This window comes from Desulfurivibrio modestus (assembly GCF_044068625.1).
Lineage (GTDB): Bacteria > Desulfobacterota > Desulfobulbia > Desulfobulbales > Desulfurivibrionaceae > Desulfurivibrio.
The window spans coordinates 1-13,575 of the sequence record NZ_JBIPKH010000016.1; the positions used below are offsets into that span (position 1 = coordinate 1).

Below are 13,575 nucleotides of genomic sequence, written 5' to 3' on the forward strand. Positions count from 1 at the left end.
CTGAAAATCAAAGCTAGAATCAAATCTATCAGAACCATCAGCCGCCAAATCAGTTAATACCACCGGAAATTACCATGGAAAATCAAATCACCACCCTGATGAACAAGTTTACGGTTCCGGGAGATCATGCCGCCAGCGATTACTTCACCCTGCTCAGGGAGTTGCTGGCCCTCCGCCATGGGGCGAAACCGGAGAGTTCCCAATGGGCCGCCGCCCAGGCCGCCATCGACCAGACCTACGCCCTGCTCCACCAGGAGATGGTCAGCAACCAGGCTCCGCCCCTGACTCCGGTGAAATTTGGCACCTCCGGCTGGCGGGGGATCCTGGGCAAGGATATCAACGTCCAATCGGTGCGCCAGGTTACCCAGGCGATCATCAACGTTTACCACCAGGCGGAGGGGGAACCGGAACTGGCCGCCGCCCTGGGGGTCTCCAGCCTGGCCCAGGCCCGGCAACAGGGGGTAGTTCTGGGCCATGACAACCGATTCGGTGGGCCGATGCTGGCCCGGGCGGCGGCCGATCTCTTGAGTAGTCAGGGTTTTGTGGTTCATTTCGCCGGGGAATCCACCACCGGGGTTCTCTCAGCGGCGGTGCTGGTGCTCAAGGCCGCCTGCTCCATCAACCTGACTCCCAGCCACAACCCCCTGGAATATGGCGGCTTCAAATACAACGCCGCCGACGCCGGCCCCGCCGCCGCCATCATCACCAACCGGATCACCGGCGAAGCGCTCCGGATCATCGACCGGGGGGAGATCCCCGAAGGCGAAGGCGATCCCGCCCTGGTCCGCCCCACAGACGCCCTGGCCTGCTGGCAGCGGCTGGTGCGGGAGAACCGGGAGCGCCACGGTCTGGATTACGACGGAATCATGGCCGAACTGACCGGCCGCGATGACTATGTGCTGGCCATCGACTGCGTTCACGGGGCCAGCCGGGTCCACCTGGACCGCCTGCTGGCCGGCATTCCGGCCCAGCGGTTGCTGCGTTTCCGGGACCAGACCGACCCCACCTTCGACGGGGTGGCCCCGGAGCCATCCTCGGCCAACCTGGAGATGGTCAACAGGGCCCTGGGCCAACGTCCGGAACGCCTCAAGCTGGGCGCAATCATCGACCCCGACGGCGACCGCATCCGCTTCACCGACGGCACCCTGGAGTTCGACATGAATCTGTTCGGGGCCATGGCCTACCACTATCTGCACCAGGATAAGGGCAAGCGGGGCATGGTGGCCAAAACCGTGGCCACCAGTAACTTCGCCAATGCCATCGCCAAGGGCCTTAACGAGGAGGTGTTCGAGCCGCCGGTGGGCTTCAAGGAGTTCAAGCCGGTGATCGGCAAGGCCCTGGTGATCTTCGAGGAATCCGACGGCATCTCCCTGATCGGCCATACCCCGGAAAAGGATGCCTATATCGGCCTGCTGCTGGCCCTTGACCTGCTGCTGCGGCACCCGGAGGGGATCGCGGCCTACCTGGCGGCCATCCGCGCCCGTTTTGGCTGTTTCTTCCCCGGCCGGGGCGGGGTGACGGTCAGCAGGATGGGCCGGGAGCTGGAGCAGGCCCTGGCCGGATTGGAGCGCTATCGGGCAGGGGTCCGGATTTCCGTCGGCGACCGGACCCGGACCATCAAGGAGGTGATCACCATCGACGGCCGCAAGATGATCTTCGATGATGACAGCTGGCTGATGATCAGGCCCTCCGGCACCGAACCCAAGGTCCGCTTTTACGTGGAGGCCCGCAGCGAGGAGGGCAAGGAACAACTGCTGGCAACCGCCAACGGGCTGCTGGAGGAGATCGGTCTGCTGTGAAAAGACCGGCACTTAAAAAAGGGATAACGCTTCTCTGGCTGCTGACGGGCTGCTGGCTGGCCTCGATCCCGGGCCTGGCCGCCCCGCCGCCGGCCCCGGCCTCCTCCCAGGCCAATCAATGGAGCAGCCAGGCAACCCTGCTGGAACAGCGGCGCGACTGGCCGGAACTGCTCAAACACTCCTTTCGCTGGAGCAGAACCATCCCCAACGACCACCGGGCCTGGTTCAACATGGGGCTGGCCCAAGAGCAGCTGGCCCTGGCCGAGAGGGCCATGGGCAGCTACCGCCAGGCCCTGCGCCTCAATCCCCAATTCGCGCCGGCCTGGTACAACCTGGGGGTGCTGCTGCGGGAGGCGGGTCGCACCGACGAGGCGATCGAGGCCACCCGCCGGGCCACCGAGGCCGCCCCTGGGATGAAGGAGGCCTGGTACAATCTGGGGGTACTCCACGGCCAGGCCGGCCAGACGGAGCAGGAGATCGCGGCCTACCAGCGCCTGCTGACCTTCGCCCCGGATTTTGCCCCGGCCTGGCTGAATCTGGGCGCCGCCCACGGCAACGCCGGCCGGACTGCGGAAGCGATCATCGCCCTGGAACGGGCCGTGGAACTGGCTCCCCGTGAACCCAAAGCCCTCCTGGCCCTGGGCAGCGCCTATGCCGCCGGCGGCCAAACGGCCAAGGCCGAAGAGCTCCTCCAGCGCCTGCGCCCCCTCTCCCCCCAACTGGCCGACCGACTGGCCGATCTGCTCTAGTTTAAAAAAATTCGAAAAAGACCAGACTGAAGGCCATCACCAGCATCCCCGAGAGCAAGCCGATGATGGGGGTGTGGGCGGTGCCGTACAGACGGGCGGAGGGGATCAGTTCGTCAAAGGAGATGTAGATCATCACCCCGGCAATCATCGCAAAAATCAGGCCGAGGGTGGACTCGTTGAGCAGGGGAGCCAGCAGGAGAAAACCGCCCACCGCCCCGGCCGGCTCCGCCAGGCCGGAGAAGAGGGAGTACCAGAACCCCTGCCGCCGGCTGCCGGTGCCGTGGTAGATGGGCAGAGCCACCGCCACCCCCTCGGGGATATTGTGGATGGCAATGGCCGCGGCGATGGGCAAGGCCAGGACCGGATCGAGCAGGGCCACGCTGAAGGTGGCAAAACCTTCCGGGAAGTTGTGGATCGCCACCGCCAGGGCGGTAAAGAGCCCGGTCCGTTTCAGGGAACGGGCCTTCTCGGCATGGAGGTGGCCGGCCCCGGAAAACTCCTGCTCTTTCTTCAGCTCGTGGGGGTTGACATCCTTGGGAACCAGCAGGTCGATCAGGGCGGTGGCGGCGATACCGAGAAAAAAAGCGACGGTGGCCACGGCGTAGCCCCACTCTTCACCATGAATGGGCGCTAAAGCGTCCACCCCTTTGGGCAGCAGCTCGACAAAGGAGACATAGATCATCACCCCGGCGGAAAAACCCAGCCCCAACGAGAGCCACACCGTGTTGCGGGGGCGAATAAACATGGCCAGGCCGCCACCGATGGCGGTGGAAAGCCCGGCCAGCAAGGTCAGGGAAAAGGCGAAAAACAGCGCCGAAAACTCAAACCCAGCCATCTTGGCGCTACGGGTTCACCTTGAGCAGCTCAACATCAAACACCAGCACCGCGTTGGGTCCGATCACGGGAGGGGCACCCCGTTCTCCATAGGCGATGGAGGGGGGCAAGGCAATTTCCCATTTGGCCCCCTCGGCCATCAGCTGCAGGGCCTCGGTCCAGCCGGGGATTACCCCGGCCACCGGAAAGACGGCGGGTTCGTCCCGCTGCAGGGAGCTGTCGAAAATCGAGCCGTCCACCAGGCGGCCCTCATAATGGACGGAGACCATATCACTCTCAGTGGGAGAGGCTCCGGTGCCCGGCTCAACCACCCGATACTGGAGGCCGCTGGGTAGGCTGACCACCCCTTCCCGCTGGGCGTTTTCCGCCAAAAAGGCCTCACCGGCCCGCAAATTTTCCGCGTTCAGCTCACTCATCATCTCCTCCTGGCGGCTCATCATCTCATCTTGAAAGGCCAAAATCGCCTGGTGCATCTCTTCTTCACTCAACAGGGGCTCGACCTGATCAACGGCATCCTTGATTCCCAGGGCCAGGAGATCGGCATCCACCTCAATTCCCTGGGCCACGAAATCGGCCCCGATATTCAAGCCGATACTGTAGCTGACCTTCTCCTTGACACTTTGCAGCTGCGGCCGTTTCTCGACCTGGCCACCGCCGCCACAGCCACTGGTCAGGAGCAATGCCACGCCCACCGTCATCACCAGGGAAGATTTCGCAAATAACTGGTTCATTGTCGACTCCCTTTTCTCTGTTGCTTGTGGTTAAAATAGAAAAACCAGGGCTTGGACGCCTGGTTCCGGTGATTTAAATATCCGACCGCCATCTGGAAGGGGTTGGGCCGACAGCAAGACTCCCCAACGTTGAAAATGGTCGGGACGAGAGGATTTGAACCTCCGACCCCATGCTCCCGAAGCATGTGCTCTACCAGGCTGAGCCACGTCCCGACTTAATCACAGCAACAAAGATCTCCACCCCAGATCCAAAACCGCGAACCCCGCGACCTTGGACTTGAGCGGGGCCCATATTGCTTAACTTCAAAGAATTATGCAAGCAAAAACTCTGTGAGGAGGGTGGAAAGCGGCGCTGAACGCGGCGGGGCCGACATCCTGGCAGGATGCCGGCCCCGCCGGGCATGGATGGCAAAGGAATAAACTTTACTTCACGGCCTCGGCCAACTTGCTGCCGGCCTTGAAACGGGCCACCTTGCGAGCCTTAATGGTGATCGGCTTGCCGGTCTGGGGGTTACGCCCCTGGCGGGCGGAACGCTTGGCCACGGAAAAAGTGCCAAAGCCGACCAAAGTAACCTTGTCGCCCTTCTTGAGGGCCTTGGTCACCGCAGCCAGAGCGCCGGCCAGCGTCTTCTCCGCGGCGGCCTTGCTAATACCGCCGGCTTTTGCCATCTGCTCCACCAATTCACTCTTGTTCATTCCTTCCTCCTCGTGCTGTTTGGTTTTGCTGGTCAGTTCAGTCATCCCCTACCAACTCATATACGCAGGCATCATCAGGCTTTAACCAGCGGTTTTTTGATTGTCAATAAAAAATTTCCCGAGGTCAACCGAAAAAAACGCCTAAACAGTAAATTTAACCTTCAGGAGGACGGATCCCTCCCTCCACCCGCTCAAAACCAAGACCCCGACAAAAGTCTTCTATTTCCAGCCAGATAGCCGCAGAAGTGAGCCGAGAAAAATCATCACCCCGCACCTCAATCCGGCAAAGGCCACCCCAGTGGCGAAAACGAGAGCCTGGGAATTTTTTTTCCAGCAAGAAAGCCTCTCCCCGGGCCACCAGGGCAATTTTGTCCCGAGTTAGCGGCTGTCGGCCCATGATCCTGGTAGCCAGGCAGGAGGCCGCCGGCTTATCCCAGTTGGCCAGCCCGCGCCAGCGGGCCAGGGCCCGGACCACTCCTTTGGTGAGCCCGCCCTGGGCCAGGGGGGTCTTAACCCCCAATTCACGGATGGCGACCAGGCCGGGGCGCTCTTTACCCAGATCGCTGAGATTGGTGCCATCCAGCAACACCACTCGGTCCCGCGTAGCGGCCTGGGCCAAAAAAAATTGGTAAAGTCGGTGTTTACAGTGATAACAGCGTTGTTCGGAGTTGGCCGTCACCTCGGGCCAGGCGTAGGGATCAAGCTCCAGCACCAGGGGACGGCACCCCAGAGCGGCGGCCACCGCCATGGCCTTGTCGTACTCGCCGGGGGCCTGGAGCGGACTTCGGCCATGCAGGGCCAGCACCTGATCACCATGGACCTCTAAGGCCGCGGCCAGCAACAGCGAGCTGTCCACTCCCCCGGAAAAGGCCACCGCCACCCGCCTAAAGCCGCGCAAACTCCGGCAGAGGGCCGCAAACCCCGCCGCCTCCCCTGTTGCCACCATCATCCCCAGCCGACCTTCAATCCACCACCGCCACCACTTTATGACCGGCCTCTTCCAGGGCCTCGATCACCACATCAAAGTCGCATTTTTCCAGACGAAAACCGTAAAGCTTACGGCGCGAGGAGTGCTGCTCGGTGGAGACACTGATAATTTCGCCGCCATGCTCCTTGATGATCCTGGTTACATCCTCCACCCCCCCTTTTTTGCCCAGCAGCAGGTCGATTCGGGTGGAAGCCTTGAGCAGCCCCATCACCGAGATCAGGGCCGAGAGCAGGTCGGTGGCGGTGATGATTCCCACCAGTTTTTTCTTGTCCATTACCGGCAAGCCGCCGATCTTGTAGTCGTGAATCAGCCGGGCGGCCTTCTCGACGGTGGCGTTGACATTGATGGTGATGATGTTGCGCACCATCACCTCATGGACATGAATATCGCGCTCCAGCGAAGGAAAGGCATAGTGGCGAATGTCACTTTCGGTAATGAAACCGATCATCTGATCATCCTCCACCACCGGCAGATGGCGGATGCCGTGCTGTTTCATCAAGGTCCCCGCTTCCTGCAGCAGCGCGTCACGCCCGATGGTCACCAGCTTCTTACCGCCCTGCATGCAATGTTTGACCTTCATTTGAAGAGATGACCTCGCAAGTTAAGCTGTCCCCAATCAAACTGTCCGGCGGAGTAAAACATTTATCAAGCCAATGTACCACAATCAAGCGACAACCCGCCAATCTTCACCAATCCCGCGATACTTACCGGGTTTAGCAAGGGCTGTCAACCGATGGCCCAATGGCCGGAACGCAAAAACTCTTTGCATCCTGGCCGTTTTCCTAATAAAGTGGCGGAATTTCCCTTCCTAAATTCATTCCGGGCCGGGCCGGGCCAGCAAAAATCGGTCAAAGGTGAAAGATGCCCGAAGTAACTGCCGCTGACTCAAACCAGGCCGCTCTTAGCGAGATCCGGCATCAGATCGATGCCATTGATGACCGTTTCCTGGGGTTGCTGAAAGAGCGCATTCGCCTGGCCCGGCGAATCGGCGCCATTAAATCACGTGAAAACGCTGACAAGTGGGACCCAAAACGGGAACGTGAGATTATCGGCCGCCTGCTCAAGGAGAATAACGGCGAATTCCCCGAACCGTCCCTGCGGGCCATAATCCAGGAGATCATCGCCACCTGCCGCCTCTCCCAGAAAGAGATCGAGGTCGCCTATCTGGGGCCCGAGGCCACCTTCTCCCACTTGGCCGGGCTGAAACAGTTCGGCTCGGCCGCCGCCTTCCGACCACTGGAAACCATTGAAGACACCTTTATCGAGGTGGAGCGGGGCCGGGTCCACTATGGAATCGTGCCGGTGGAGAACTCCATCGAGGGGGCGGTGACCTCCACCCTGGACGCCTTCCGCAACCACCGGGTAAAAATTTGTGGGGAGTTGAACCTGGCGATCAGCCACAATCTGGTCAACCAGTCCGGCCGCCTGAGCGATGTCAAGCTGGTGGTTTCCCACGCCCAGCCCCTGGCCCAGTGCCGCCAGTGGCTGCATCGCAACCTGCCGGAGATTCCCCAGCAGAATGTGATCAGTACCGGGGTGGCGGCGAAAATGGCGGCCCAGGACCCCACGGTGGCCGCCATCGCCAGTTCCCTGGCCGTGCGCACCTACCAGCTCCAGGTGGCGGCTAAGGAGATCGAGGATTACCGGGGCAACACCACCCGTTTTCTCCTGATCGGCCAGGAGTCACCCAAGGCCGGCGGTGACGACAAAACCTCCCTGCTGCTGGCCCTGCTGGACAAACCCGGGGCCCTCCACGAGGCCCTGAGTATCCTGGCTCGGCACTCCATCAACCTGACCCGGATCGAATCCCGTCCTTTCAAGGATCAGCCGGGCCGCTATCTCTTCTTTATCGACCTGCTCGGACACCTTGACGATCCGCCGGTGAAGGCGGCCTGTGGCGAGTTGCGCAAAATCTGCGCTCTTTACGAATGGCTGGGCTCCTATCCCCGGGCCCGGGATTGAGCCCTGGTGTCGACGGACCTTCCGCCATGCTGATTCTAGGCATTGAAACCTCCTGTGACGATACGGCGGCGGCAGTTCTCGCCGTGGAGCGGACCGCTCCCGGGCAAGCCGGGCAAGGGGGGGGCGATCTGGCCCCGATTACGATCCTCGCCGACCTGATCCAGTCCCAGACCGCCACCCACAACCCCTATGGCGGGGTGGTTCCCGAACTGGCTTCACGCCGGCACCTGGAAAATATCGAGCCGGTGGTCAGAACCGCCCTGAGCCGAGCGGGAGTCGCCATCGCCGAAATCGACCTGATCGCCGTCACCCAGGGTCCCGGCCTGGTGGGTTCGTTGCTGGTGGGCTTCAATTTCGCCAAGGCCCTCTCCCTGGCCGCCGACATCCCCTATGTGGGGGTGGACCATATCGCCGGCCATCTGGCCTCGGTGTTTCTGGGCGACCAGTCGCCCCAGTTTCCCTATCTGGCCCTGACCGCTTCCGGGGGCCACTCCAGCATCTTCCTGGTGGAAAGCCCGACCCGCTTCACCCTCTGCGGCCGCACCCGTGATGATGCCGCCGGAGAAGCCTTCGACAAGGTAGCCAAACTGCTGGGTCTGGGTTATCCCGGCGGCCCGGAGGTGAGCCGTCTGGCGACCCGGGGTAATCCAGCCGCCTGTGACTTCCCCCGGGCCTGGCTGGAACCCGCCAGCTACGATTTCAGCTTCAGCGGCCTGAAAACGGCGGTGGCCCAGCAGATCCGGCAAAAACCACCCGCCGGCGAGGAGGAGATCGCCGACATCTGCGCCTCCTTCCAGGAGGCGGTGGTGGAGGTTTTGAGTCAAAAAACCCTGGCGGCGGCCAAAAGCATGGGCATCCCCCGGGTGGTGCTCAGCGGCGGGGTGGCGGCCAATCCCCGCCTGCGCCAATATCTGCGGGAGGCGGCAAAACGGGCCGGGGGCCTGGAAATCTTCATGCCGGAACCCCGTTTCTGCACCGACAATGCCGCCATGATCGCCATGGCCGGTTTTTTCCAGCGCCATCAGGCCACCCGGGCTCTCGATTCCGACGTTTACTCCCGCTCCGGCTATCTGCTGCCTTCCGCCTCTACCCCGGGCCGGCACAGCCACGGTCCCATCGCCCAAAGTTGACCTGCCATGGAACCCCAGCGCGCCGCCCGCCTCTACTACCTGAAGATCCTCCGGCTCAAGGGGGACCCCCAGAGCCTGGCCCGGGGAATGACCGTGGGAGTGGCCATCGGGATCATCCCCATTCTGCCCCTGCAAACCCTGACCATCCTGATCTTCGCCCCGCTGTTCAAGGGCAACAGCATCGCTGCGGTCCTGGCCGGCCTGCTGGTCAGCAATCCCCTGACCCTGATCCCCCAGTACTATATCTGCTGGAAGCTGGGTAAACTGCTCTACCCCATCGATCTCTCCTGGTCCCGGGTCCGGGAAACCGTGGAGTTCATGCTTTCCGGGTCCGCCTCCTGGGGTGAGCGGCTGACCGCCTTGAGCCTGCTGGGCTATGAGTCCCTGGCGGTCATGATTTTAGGGGGAGTAATCCTGGCCATCCCTCTGGCCCTGATTACCTATCCCCTTTCTCTTCGGCTCTTTTTGGCCATTCAGCGCAAACGGCGCCAAAAGCATATCCTCTCCTGAGGGGTTAAACCGCCCAGATGAACCAAAACCACGTGCGCCAGATTCTGGCCGATCACCGGCTGGCCCCCAGTAAACAGTTGGGCCAGAACTTTTTAGTTCAACCCCAGATCGCCGCCCAGATTGTGGAGGCCGCCGGCCTTACCCCCGGGGACACGGTGGTGGAGCTGGGGGTGGGCCTGGGGGCTCTTACCGCCCCGCTGGCCGCCAGGGCCGGACGGGTAATCGGCCTGGAGCTGGATGCGGGAATTGTCAAATATCACCGGGAGGCTCAGGATCTGGCCGCCAATGTGCAGCTGCTCCACCAGGATCTGCTCAAGGCCGATTTCAGCGCCATGGCCCGCGAGCAGGGGCAAAAACTGAAAATAATCGCCAACCTGCCCTACTCGGTAACCAACCCCCTGCTCTTCAAACTGCTGGAACACCACCCCGCCCTGGAGTGGGCGGTGCTGATGATCCAGAAGGAGGTGGCGGAACGACTGACCGCCAAGCCCAACAGCAAGGAGTACGGGGTCCTGACCGTGCTCCTGGGAAGCTGCGCCACCGTGGAACGTCTGCTGCTGGTGGGACCGGGCAACTTCTATCCCCGGCCCAAGGTGGATTCGGTGGTGATCCGCATCCGCTTTATTCCCCCGGCAGGGAGCGAGGCCGACCCCCAGCTCCTGCCCCTGCTGCGCCGGGTGGTTGATACCGCCTTCGGGCAGCGGCGCAAGACCCTGCTCAACAGCCTGGGCTGCGGCAAGCTGCCCGGCCTGGGCCGGATTGAGGCGGCCCGGGCCCTGGAAGCCGCCGCCATCTCCCCCAAGTTACGGGCGGAAAACCTCACCACCGCCGATTACCTGCGGCTCACCGGGATCATCGCCGACCTGATTCGAAAGGCCAATGTTTGATTTTGTTTTTCACCACCCCACCCGGATCATCTTCCAACGCCGGGGATTGACCCGGCTGGGGGAGGAGTGCGCCCGCCTGGCCGGCAAGGTCCTTTTGGTTTACGGCCGCAGCAGCCTGAAGGGGTCAGGGCGCCACCGGGAGGTCTGTGCCAGCCTGACCGCCGCCGGGGTCAGTTGGCTGGAACTGGACGGAATCCCCCCCAACCCCACCCTAAGCCTGGTGCGGCGGGGAGTCGCCCTGGCCAGGGAGCACGGCGTTGGGGCGGTGGTGGCGGTCGGGGGTGGTTCGGTGATGGACAGCGCCAAGGCGATTGCCGCCGGAGCCTGCGTCAAACACGATCCCTGGCTTTTCTTCCGGGGCAAAAAGAGCATCAAGGCGGCCCTGCCCCTGCTCTGTGTTCCCACCCTGGCCGGCTCCGGCTCGGAATGCAACCATGGCATGGTCCTGAGCAACGAGGAGAACGGCCAGAAGATCGGAATCGGCAACCGCCACCTCTACCCCGCCACCGCTATTCTGGACCCGGAGCTGACCTGCAGCGCCTCCTGGCGGCAAACCCTGTTGGGGGCGGTGGACAGCATCTGTCACCTGGCGGAGTTCTTCTGCACCGACCCCAGCCCCCACCACCGCCTCCAGGACCGGCTGGCGGCGGGCCTGATCCGGTCGATCATGGAAAGCTGTGAACGGGTGCGACCCAGCCCGGCGGACTATCCGGGTCGGGCCACCCTGCTCTGGGCCTCCTCCCTGGCCCTCTACGGCCTTAACAGCGCGGGCCGGGGCCGGATCCATTTCCCGGCCCACCTGGTGGCCCACGCCCTGGGCGGACGCCATGACCTGCCCCACGGCGCGGCCCTGGCGGTATTGCTGCCGGCCTGGCTGAAATTCGAGGCCCAACGTGACCCAAGCCGGGTCGCCGCCCTGTTGAGAGCCGTTTTCGAGCTGCCGGCCAGCGATGCCCCAACCGCGGCGGCTCAGGGGATTAAGCAGTGGCAATCCTGGTTGCAGCAGATGGAGGCGCCGGCCAGCCTGACCGATCTGGGCCTTCCCCCGGGGCCGGAGGAACTAAGGGCGATCACCGCCCATGCCGCTCCCCAGGCCCGGCTCTGGCGCCTGCCCTACAGCGAGGAGGATATCGCCCGAATCCTGGCCCTCACCGCCGCCTAGTCGTCCAGCAGGGGGCCCTGGTAATGGCTGAGGGTGGCGGTGAGGGAGCCGATGGCGATGCGCCCCCGGATCAGCAGCGGGACCCGATAACGGTCGTTGGTCAACCAAATCACCGGATCCCCCACCTTTTCATAGAGACCGGCGAAGGTCAGGCGGGGGCGCACCCGCATAACCTCCCGCCGGCCCAGAATCGAGTTAAGCTCTTCCAGCCGCTCCACCGCCACCCGCACCAGGTGCCGCCCACCGTCGGCAAAGGCGGGAATTACCACCTCCCGCTCCAGGGCCAGGGGCATCACCCGGGTCACGTAGAAAGCGGAAAACTCGTTGTGGACCGGGCCATCCACCTCAAAGCTCCGGGGCTCATCCAAGTCGCGCTGATAGACGATGCGGCCATGCTGCTGGTCATACATGGTATCGCGAATGGTCAGCCGCTGCCCCTGGCGCTGGTTGGCGCGATAACTGCCGGGCAACCGCTGCTCCCCCTGGACCACCACCCTGAACTCGTCGTGGACCGGATAAAGAGCCCCCAGCAGACCCACGGTCCGGGCGGTGACATCGATGGCGAAAAGCTGCTCTTCTGCCACCAGTTGCTTGACCTCCAGAGTCAAATGCCCGGCTTTCAGCCCCAGCCAGGTGACCTCATAGTGGAGCACCTCCCCGACCGGATAGGCGGTGGCCAACAGTTGAACCACCGGTCCGTCGGGATCGGCCTGGCCCGCCGAGAGCGGCGAGGGCGGGGCGAGGAGAGCCAGCCCCCACAAAAGCGGGAGCAGCAGGAGACAAAAGCGGCGATTAATTGATCTTAGCATCGCGATTCACCTCTCCATGGAAGCAAGGGGGGTAATAACTTGCCGAGAGCGGGTAACCTTGCTAGCATACCCCCATACCAGCGCAATCAACCAAGGAGGTTTCTCTATGGGCAACCAGACCATCCGCCTGGACAATGGTACCGAGTATAGCGGTGAACTGAAAGAGAATCAACCACACGGTCAGGGCAGCCTGGTGGACGCCAACGGCAATCGCTACCAGGGGGAGTTCAAGGAGGGCAAGATGGATGGCCAGGGGACCCTGACCCAGATCGACGGCCTGACCTACAGCGGGGAGTTCAAGGAGAACATGTTCCATGGCAAGGGCTGCCTGACCCAGCCCAACAACTGCCGCTACGAAGGGGAGTTCGTCAGCAATCGCTTCCATGGCCTGGGCCGCCTGGTTCAGGCCGACGGCAGCAAATGGGAGGGGGAGTTCAACCAGGGGGAGATCAGCGGCCTGGGCACCATCACCATGCCCAACGGCCAGGAGCTGCCCGGCCGTTTCGTCAAGGGCAAGTTTGAGCCGACCTGATTGACCCGGCCGTAAAAGCAGCTTGCCGCCGCCCCGCCCGTTGCGGGGCGGAGCGGCGGCAAGAGAGGATTTGCTTGCGGATCCAGCCGCCGGATCAATGGTGGGCGGGCGCGTCGTCAGCGGTTTCAGCGGGGGCGGCGGTGCCACCCATCATCGGGCAGTTGCCCTTGGCCATGGCCATACCGCGCCCCATCCCGCCTTTCATGCCACGCTTGGGACCAAGCCCCTGCCCCATCCCCATCCCCATGCCAGCGCCGGGCAGGGCAATCCCCAGCTCCCGGGCTTTCTGGTGCTTCTGGGTCCGCAGGTCGAAAAGTTCCGCCGCCAGGCTGGCCGCCTTCTTTTCGTCGGGTTTCTGGGCCGTCAGCACCGCCTGCAGTTCGGTCTGCTTGACCACGATCTGCCGACGCAGCTCCAAGGTTTCGTCGTGGAACTGCTGGCGGGCCTTGAGGGTATCCTCATCCAGCTGGGCCGCCATTCGACCATAACCCGGTCCCGCCGCCGCCCCCGGCCCCAGGCCCTGCCGGGCCTCGGCCACCTGAAAACCAGCCATACCGATGATTGCCGCCAGAGCGATGCTCAACACTGTCTTCTTCATGATCAAACTCCTATTTTTTTGGTTCCGGGATGATTCCCGTCTGTGCTGTGGATGACCGGCTTTATTTCAACAACCGTGCCAGAAGGAGATATTTATCACAACATCCCGTAATAATTGCCTTTTTACAAATAAACCCTTATCAGTCCAGCCACCGGCGGCCGCTCAGCGGCCCGCAACTGTTTCTTTTT

The 13,575-nt window shown here is 62.8% G+C and carries 15 protein-coding genes and 1 tRNA gene; 8 read left to right on the forward strand and 8 right to left on the reverse strand.

The window, feature by feature from the left end; all coding sequences use genetic code 11:
• The first annotated feature begins 74 nt into the window (after positions 1-74).
• Together ACHHRT_RS10065 and ACHHRT_RS10070 are read left to right on the forward strand one after the other, a co-directional pair.
• The gene (locus tag ACHHRT_RS10065) at positions 75-1,799 is read left to right on the forward strand and encodes a phosphohexomutase domain-containing protein (RefSeq protein ID WP_395499637.1); all 1,725 of its coding nucleotides are present in this window, start codon (positions 75-77) and stop codon (positions 1,797-1,799) included.
• Positions 1,796-2,548 (forward strand): tetratricopeptide repeat protein, encoded by a 753-nt coding sequence (locus ACHHRT_RS10070; RefSeq protein ID WP_395499638.1) that lies wholly within the window; start codon positions 1,796-1,798, stop codon positions 2,546-2,548. The genes ACHHRT_RS10065 and ACHHRT_RS10070 overlap by 4 nt, the downstream gene beginning before the upstream one ends.
• Before the next feature lies 1 nt (position 2,549).
• On the opposite strand, the gene zupT is transcribed toward ACHHRT_RS10070, so the two are convergent.
• From zupT to ACHHRT_RS10100, 6 genes are all read right to left on the reverse strand, one after another.
• Positions 2,550-3,383, reverse strand: a complete 834-nt coding sequence (gene zupT, locus ACHHRT_RS10075; RefSeq protein ID WP_395499639.1) for a zinc transporter ZupT — start codon at positions 3,381-3,383, stop codon at positions 2,550-2,552.
• A 7-nt stretch (positions 3,384-3,390) separates the two neighbouring features.
• Complete coding sequence (locus ACHHRT_RS10080; protein ID WP_395499640.1) at positions 3,391-4,113, reverse strand: FKBP-type peptidyl-prolyl cis-trans isomerase; 723 nt, start codon at positions 4,111-4,113, stop codon at positions 3,391-3,393.
• Between the two features lie 136 nt (positions 4,114-4,249).
• Positions 4,250-4,326 (reverse strand) — tRNA-Pro (locus ACHHRT_RS10085).
• A 210-nt stretch (positions 4,327-4,536) separates the two neighbouring features.
• Positions 4,537-4,809, reverse strand: coding sequence for an HU family DNA-binding protein (locus ACHHRT_RS10090; RefSeq protein WP_395499709.1), 273 nt, complete (start codon positions 4,807-4,809; stop codon positions 4,537-4,539).
• 154 nt (positions 4,810-4,963) lie between these two features.
• Positions 4,964-5,758: an ATP-dependent sacrificial sulfur transferase LarE gene (larE, locus tag ACHHRT_RS10095; protein WP_395499641.1), complete on the reverse strand. Its 795-nt coding sequence runs from the start codon at positions 5,756-5,758 to the stop codon at positions 4,964-4,966.
• 13 nt (positions 5,759-5,771) lie between these two features.
• The gene (locus tag ACHHRT_RS10100) at positions 5,772-6,377 is read right to left on the reverse strand and encodes a CBS and ACT domain-containing protein (protein WP_395499642.1); all 606 of its coding nucleotides are present in this window, start codon (positions 6,375-6,377) and stop codon (positions 5,772-5,774) included.
• Positions 6,378-6,658: 281 nt separating this feature from the next.
• On the opposite strand from ACHHRT_RS10100, the gene pheA reads away from it, so the two are divergent.
• From pheA to ACHHRT_RS10125, 5 genes are read left to right on the forward strand one after another with little or no spacing between them, the layout of a single operon-like run.
• On the forward strand, positions 6,659-7,759 hold the full coding sequence (pheA, locus tag ACHHRT_RS10105; protein WP_395499643.1) for a prephenate dehydratase: 1,101 nt from the start codon (positions 6,659-6,661) through the stop codon (positions 7,757-7,759).
• 26 nt (positions 7,760-7,785) lie between these two features.
• Entirely contained in the window at positions 7,786-8,889 is a 1,104-nt protein-coding gene (gene tsaD / locus ACHHRT_RS10110; protein ID WP_395499644.1) for a tRNA (adenosine(37)-N6)-threonylcarbamoyltransferase complex transferase subunit TsaD, read from the forward strand.
• 6 nt (positions 8,890-8,895) lie between these two features.
• Entirely contained in the window at positions 8,896-9,399 is a 504-nt protein-coding gene (locus ACHHRT_RS10115) for a DUF2062 domain-containing protein (RefSeq protein WP_395499645.1), read from the forward strand.
• Between the two features lie 17 nt (positions 9,400-9,416).
• Complete coding sequence (rsmA, locus tag ACHHRT_RS10120; RefSeq protein WP_395499646.1) at positions 9,417-10,286, forward strand: 16S rRNA (adenine(1518)-N(6)/adenine(1519)-N(6))-dimethyltransferase RsmA; 870 nt, start codon at positions 9,417-9,419, stop codon at positions 10,284-10,286.
• On the forward strand, positions 10,279-11,448 hold the full coding sequence (locus ACHHRT_RS10125) for an iron-containing alcohol dehydrogenase (RefSeq protein ID WP_395499647.1): 1,170 nt from the start codon (positions 10,279-10,281) through the stop codon (positions 11,446-11,448). The genes rsmA and ACHHRT_RS10125 overlap by 8 nt, the downstream gene beginning before the upstream one ends.
• Here ACHHRT_RS10125 and ACHHRT_RS10130 read toward each other — a convergent pair.
• Positions 11,445-12,257, reverse strand: coding sequence for a DUF3108 domain-containing protein (locus ACHHRT_RS10130; RefSeq protein ID WP_395499648.1), 813 nt, complete (start codon positions 12,255-12,257; stop codon positions 11,445-11,447). The genes ACHHRT_RS10125 and ACHHRT_RS10130 overlap by 4 nt on opposite strands.
• Positions 12,258-12,363: 106 nt before the next feature.
• On the opposite strand from ACHHRT_RS10130, the gene ACHHRT_RS10135 reads away from it, so the two are divergent.
• Positions 12,364-12,789: an MORN repeat-containing protein gene (locus tag ACHHRT_RS10135; RefSeq protein ID WP_395499649.1), complete on the forward strand. Its 426-nt coding sequence runs from the start codon at positions 12,364-12,366 to the stop codon at positions 12,787-12,789.
• A gap of 94 nt (positions 12,790-12,883) precedes the next feature.
• Here the strand turns inward: ACHHRT_RS10135 and ACHHRT_RS10140 are convergent, their stop codons facing one another.
• Positions 12,884-13,387, reverse strand: a complete 504-nt coding sequence (locus tag ACHHRT_RS10140) for a periplasmic heavy metal sensor (RefSeq protein ID WP_395499650.1) — start codon at positions 13,385-13,387, stop codon at positions 12,884-12,886.
• Positions 13,388-13,575 lie beyond the last annotated feature (188 nt).

Coding starts and splice junctions, on each gene's coding strand:
- ACHHRT_RS10080 (WP_395499640.1), bottom strand. CDS start 4,113: ATGAACCAGTTATTTGCGAAATCTTCCCTGGTGATGACGGTGGGCGTG.
- pheA (WP_395499643.1), top strand. CDS start 6,659: ATGCCCGAAGTAACTGCCGCTGACTCAAACCAGGCCGCTCTTAGCGAG.
- ACHHRT_RS10100 (WP_395499642.1), bottom strand. CDS start 6,377: ATGAAGGTCAAACATTGCATGCAGGGCGGTAAGAAGCTGGTGACCATC.
- ACHHRT_RS10140 (WP_395499650.1), bottom strand. CDS start 13,387: ATGAAGAAGACAGTGTTGAGCATCGCTCTGGCGGCAATCATCGGTATG.
- rsmA (WP_395499646.1), top strand. CDS start 9,417: ATGAACCAAAACCACGTGCGCCAGATTCTGGCCGATCACCGGCTGGCC.
- zupT (WP_395499639.1), bottom strand. CDS start 3,383: ATGGCTGGGTTTGAGTTTTCGGCGCTGTTTTTCGCCTTTTCCCTGACC.
- ACHHRT_RS10135 (WP_395499649.1), top strand. CDS start 12,364: ATGGGCAACCAGACCATCCGCCTGGACAATGGTACCGAGTATAGCGGT.
- ACHHRT_RS10115 (WP_395499645.1), top strand. CDS start 8,896: ATGGAACCCCAGCGCGCCGCCCGCCTCTACTACCTGAAGATCCTCCGG.
- ACHHRT_RS10130 (WP_395499648.1), bottom strand. CDS start 12,257: ATGCTAAGATCAATTAATCGCCGCTTTTGTCTCCTGCTGCTCCCGCTT.
- ACHHRT_RS10090 (WP_395499709.1), bottom strand. CDS start 4,809: ATGAACAAGAGTGAATTGGTGGAGCAGATGGCAAAAGCCGGCGGTATT.
- ACHHRT_RS10125 (WP_395499647.1), top strand. CDS start 10,279: ATGTTTGATTTTGTTTTTCACCACCCCACCCGGATCATCTTCCAACGC.
- tsaD (WP_395499644.1), top strand. CDS start 7,786: ATGCTGATTCTAGGCATTGAAACCTCCTGTGACGATACGGCGGCGGCA.
- larE (WP_395499641.1), bottom strand. CDS start 5,758: ATGATGGTGGCAACAGGGGAGGCGGCGGGGTTTGCGGCCCTCTGCCGG.
- ACHHRT_RS10065 (WP_395499637.1), top strand. CDS start 75: ATGGAAAATCAAATCACCACCCTGATGAACAAGTTTACGGTTCCGGGA.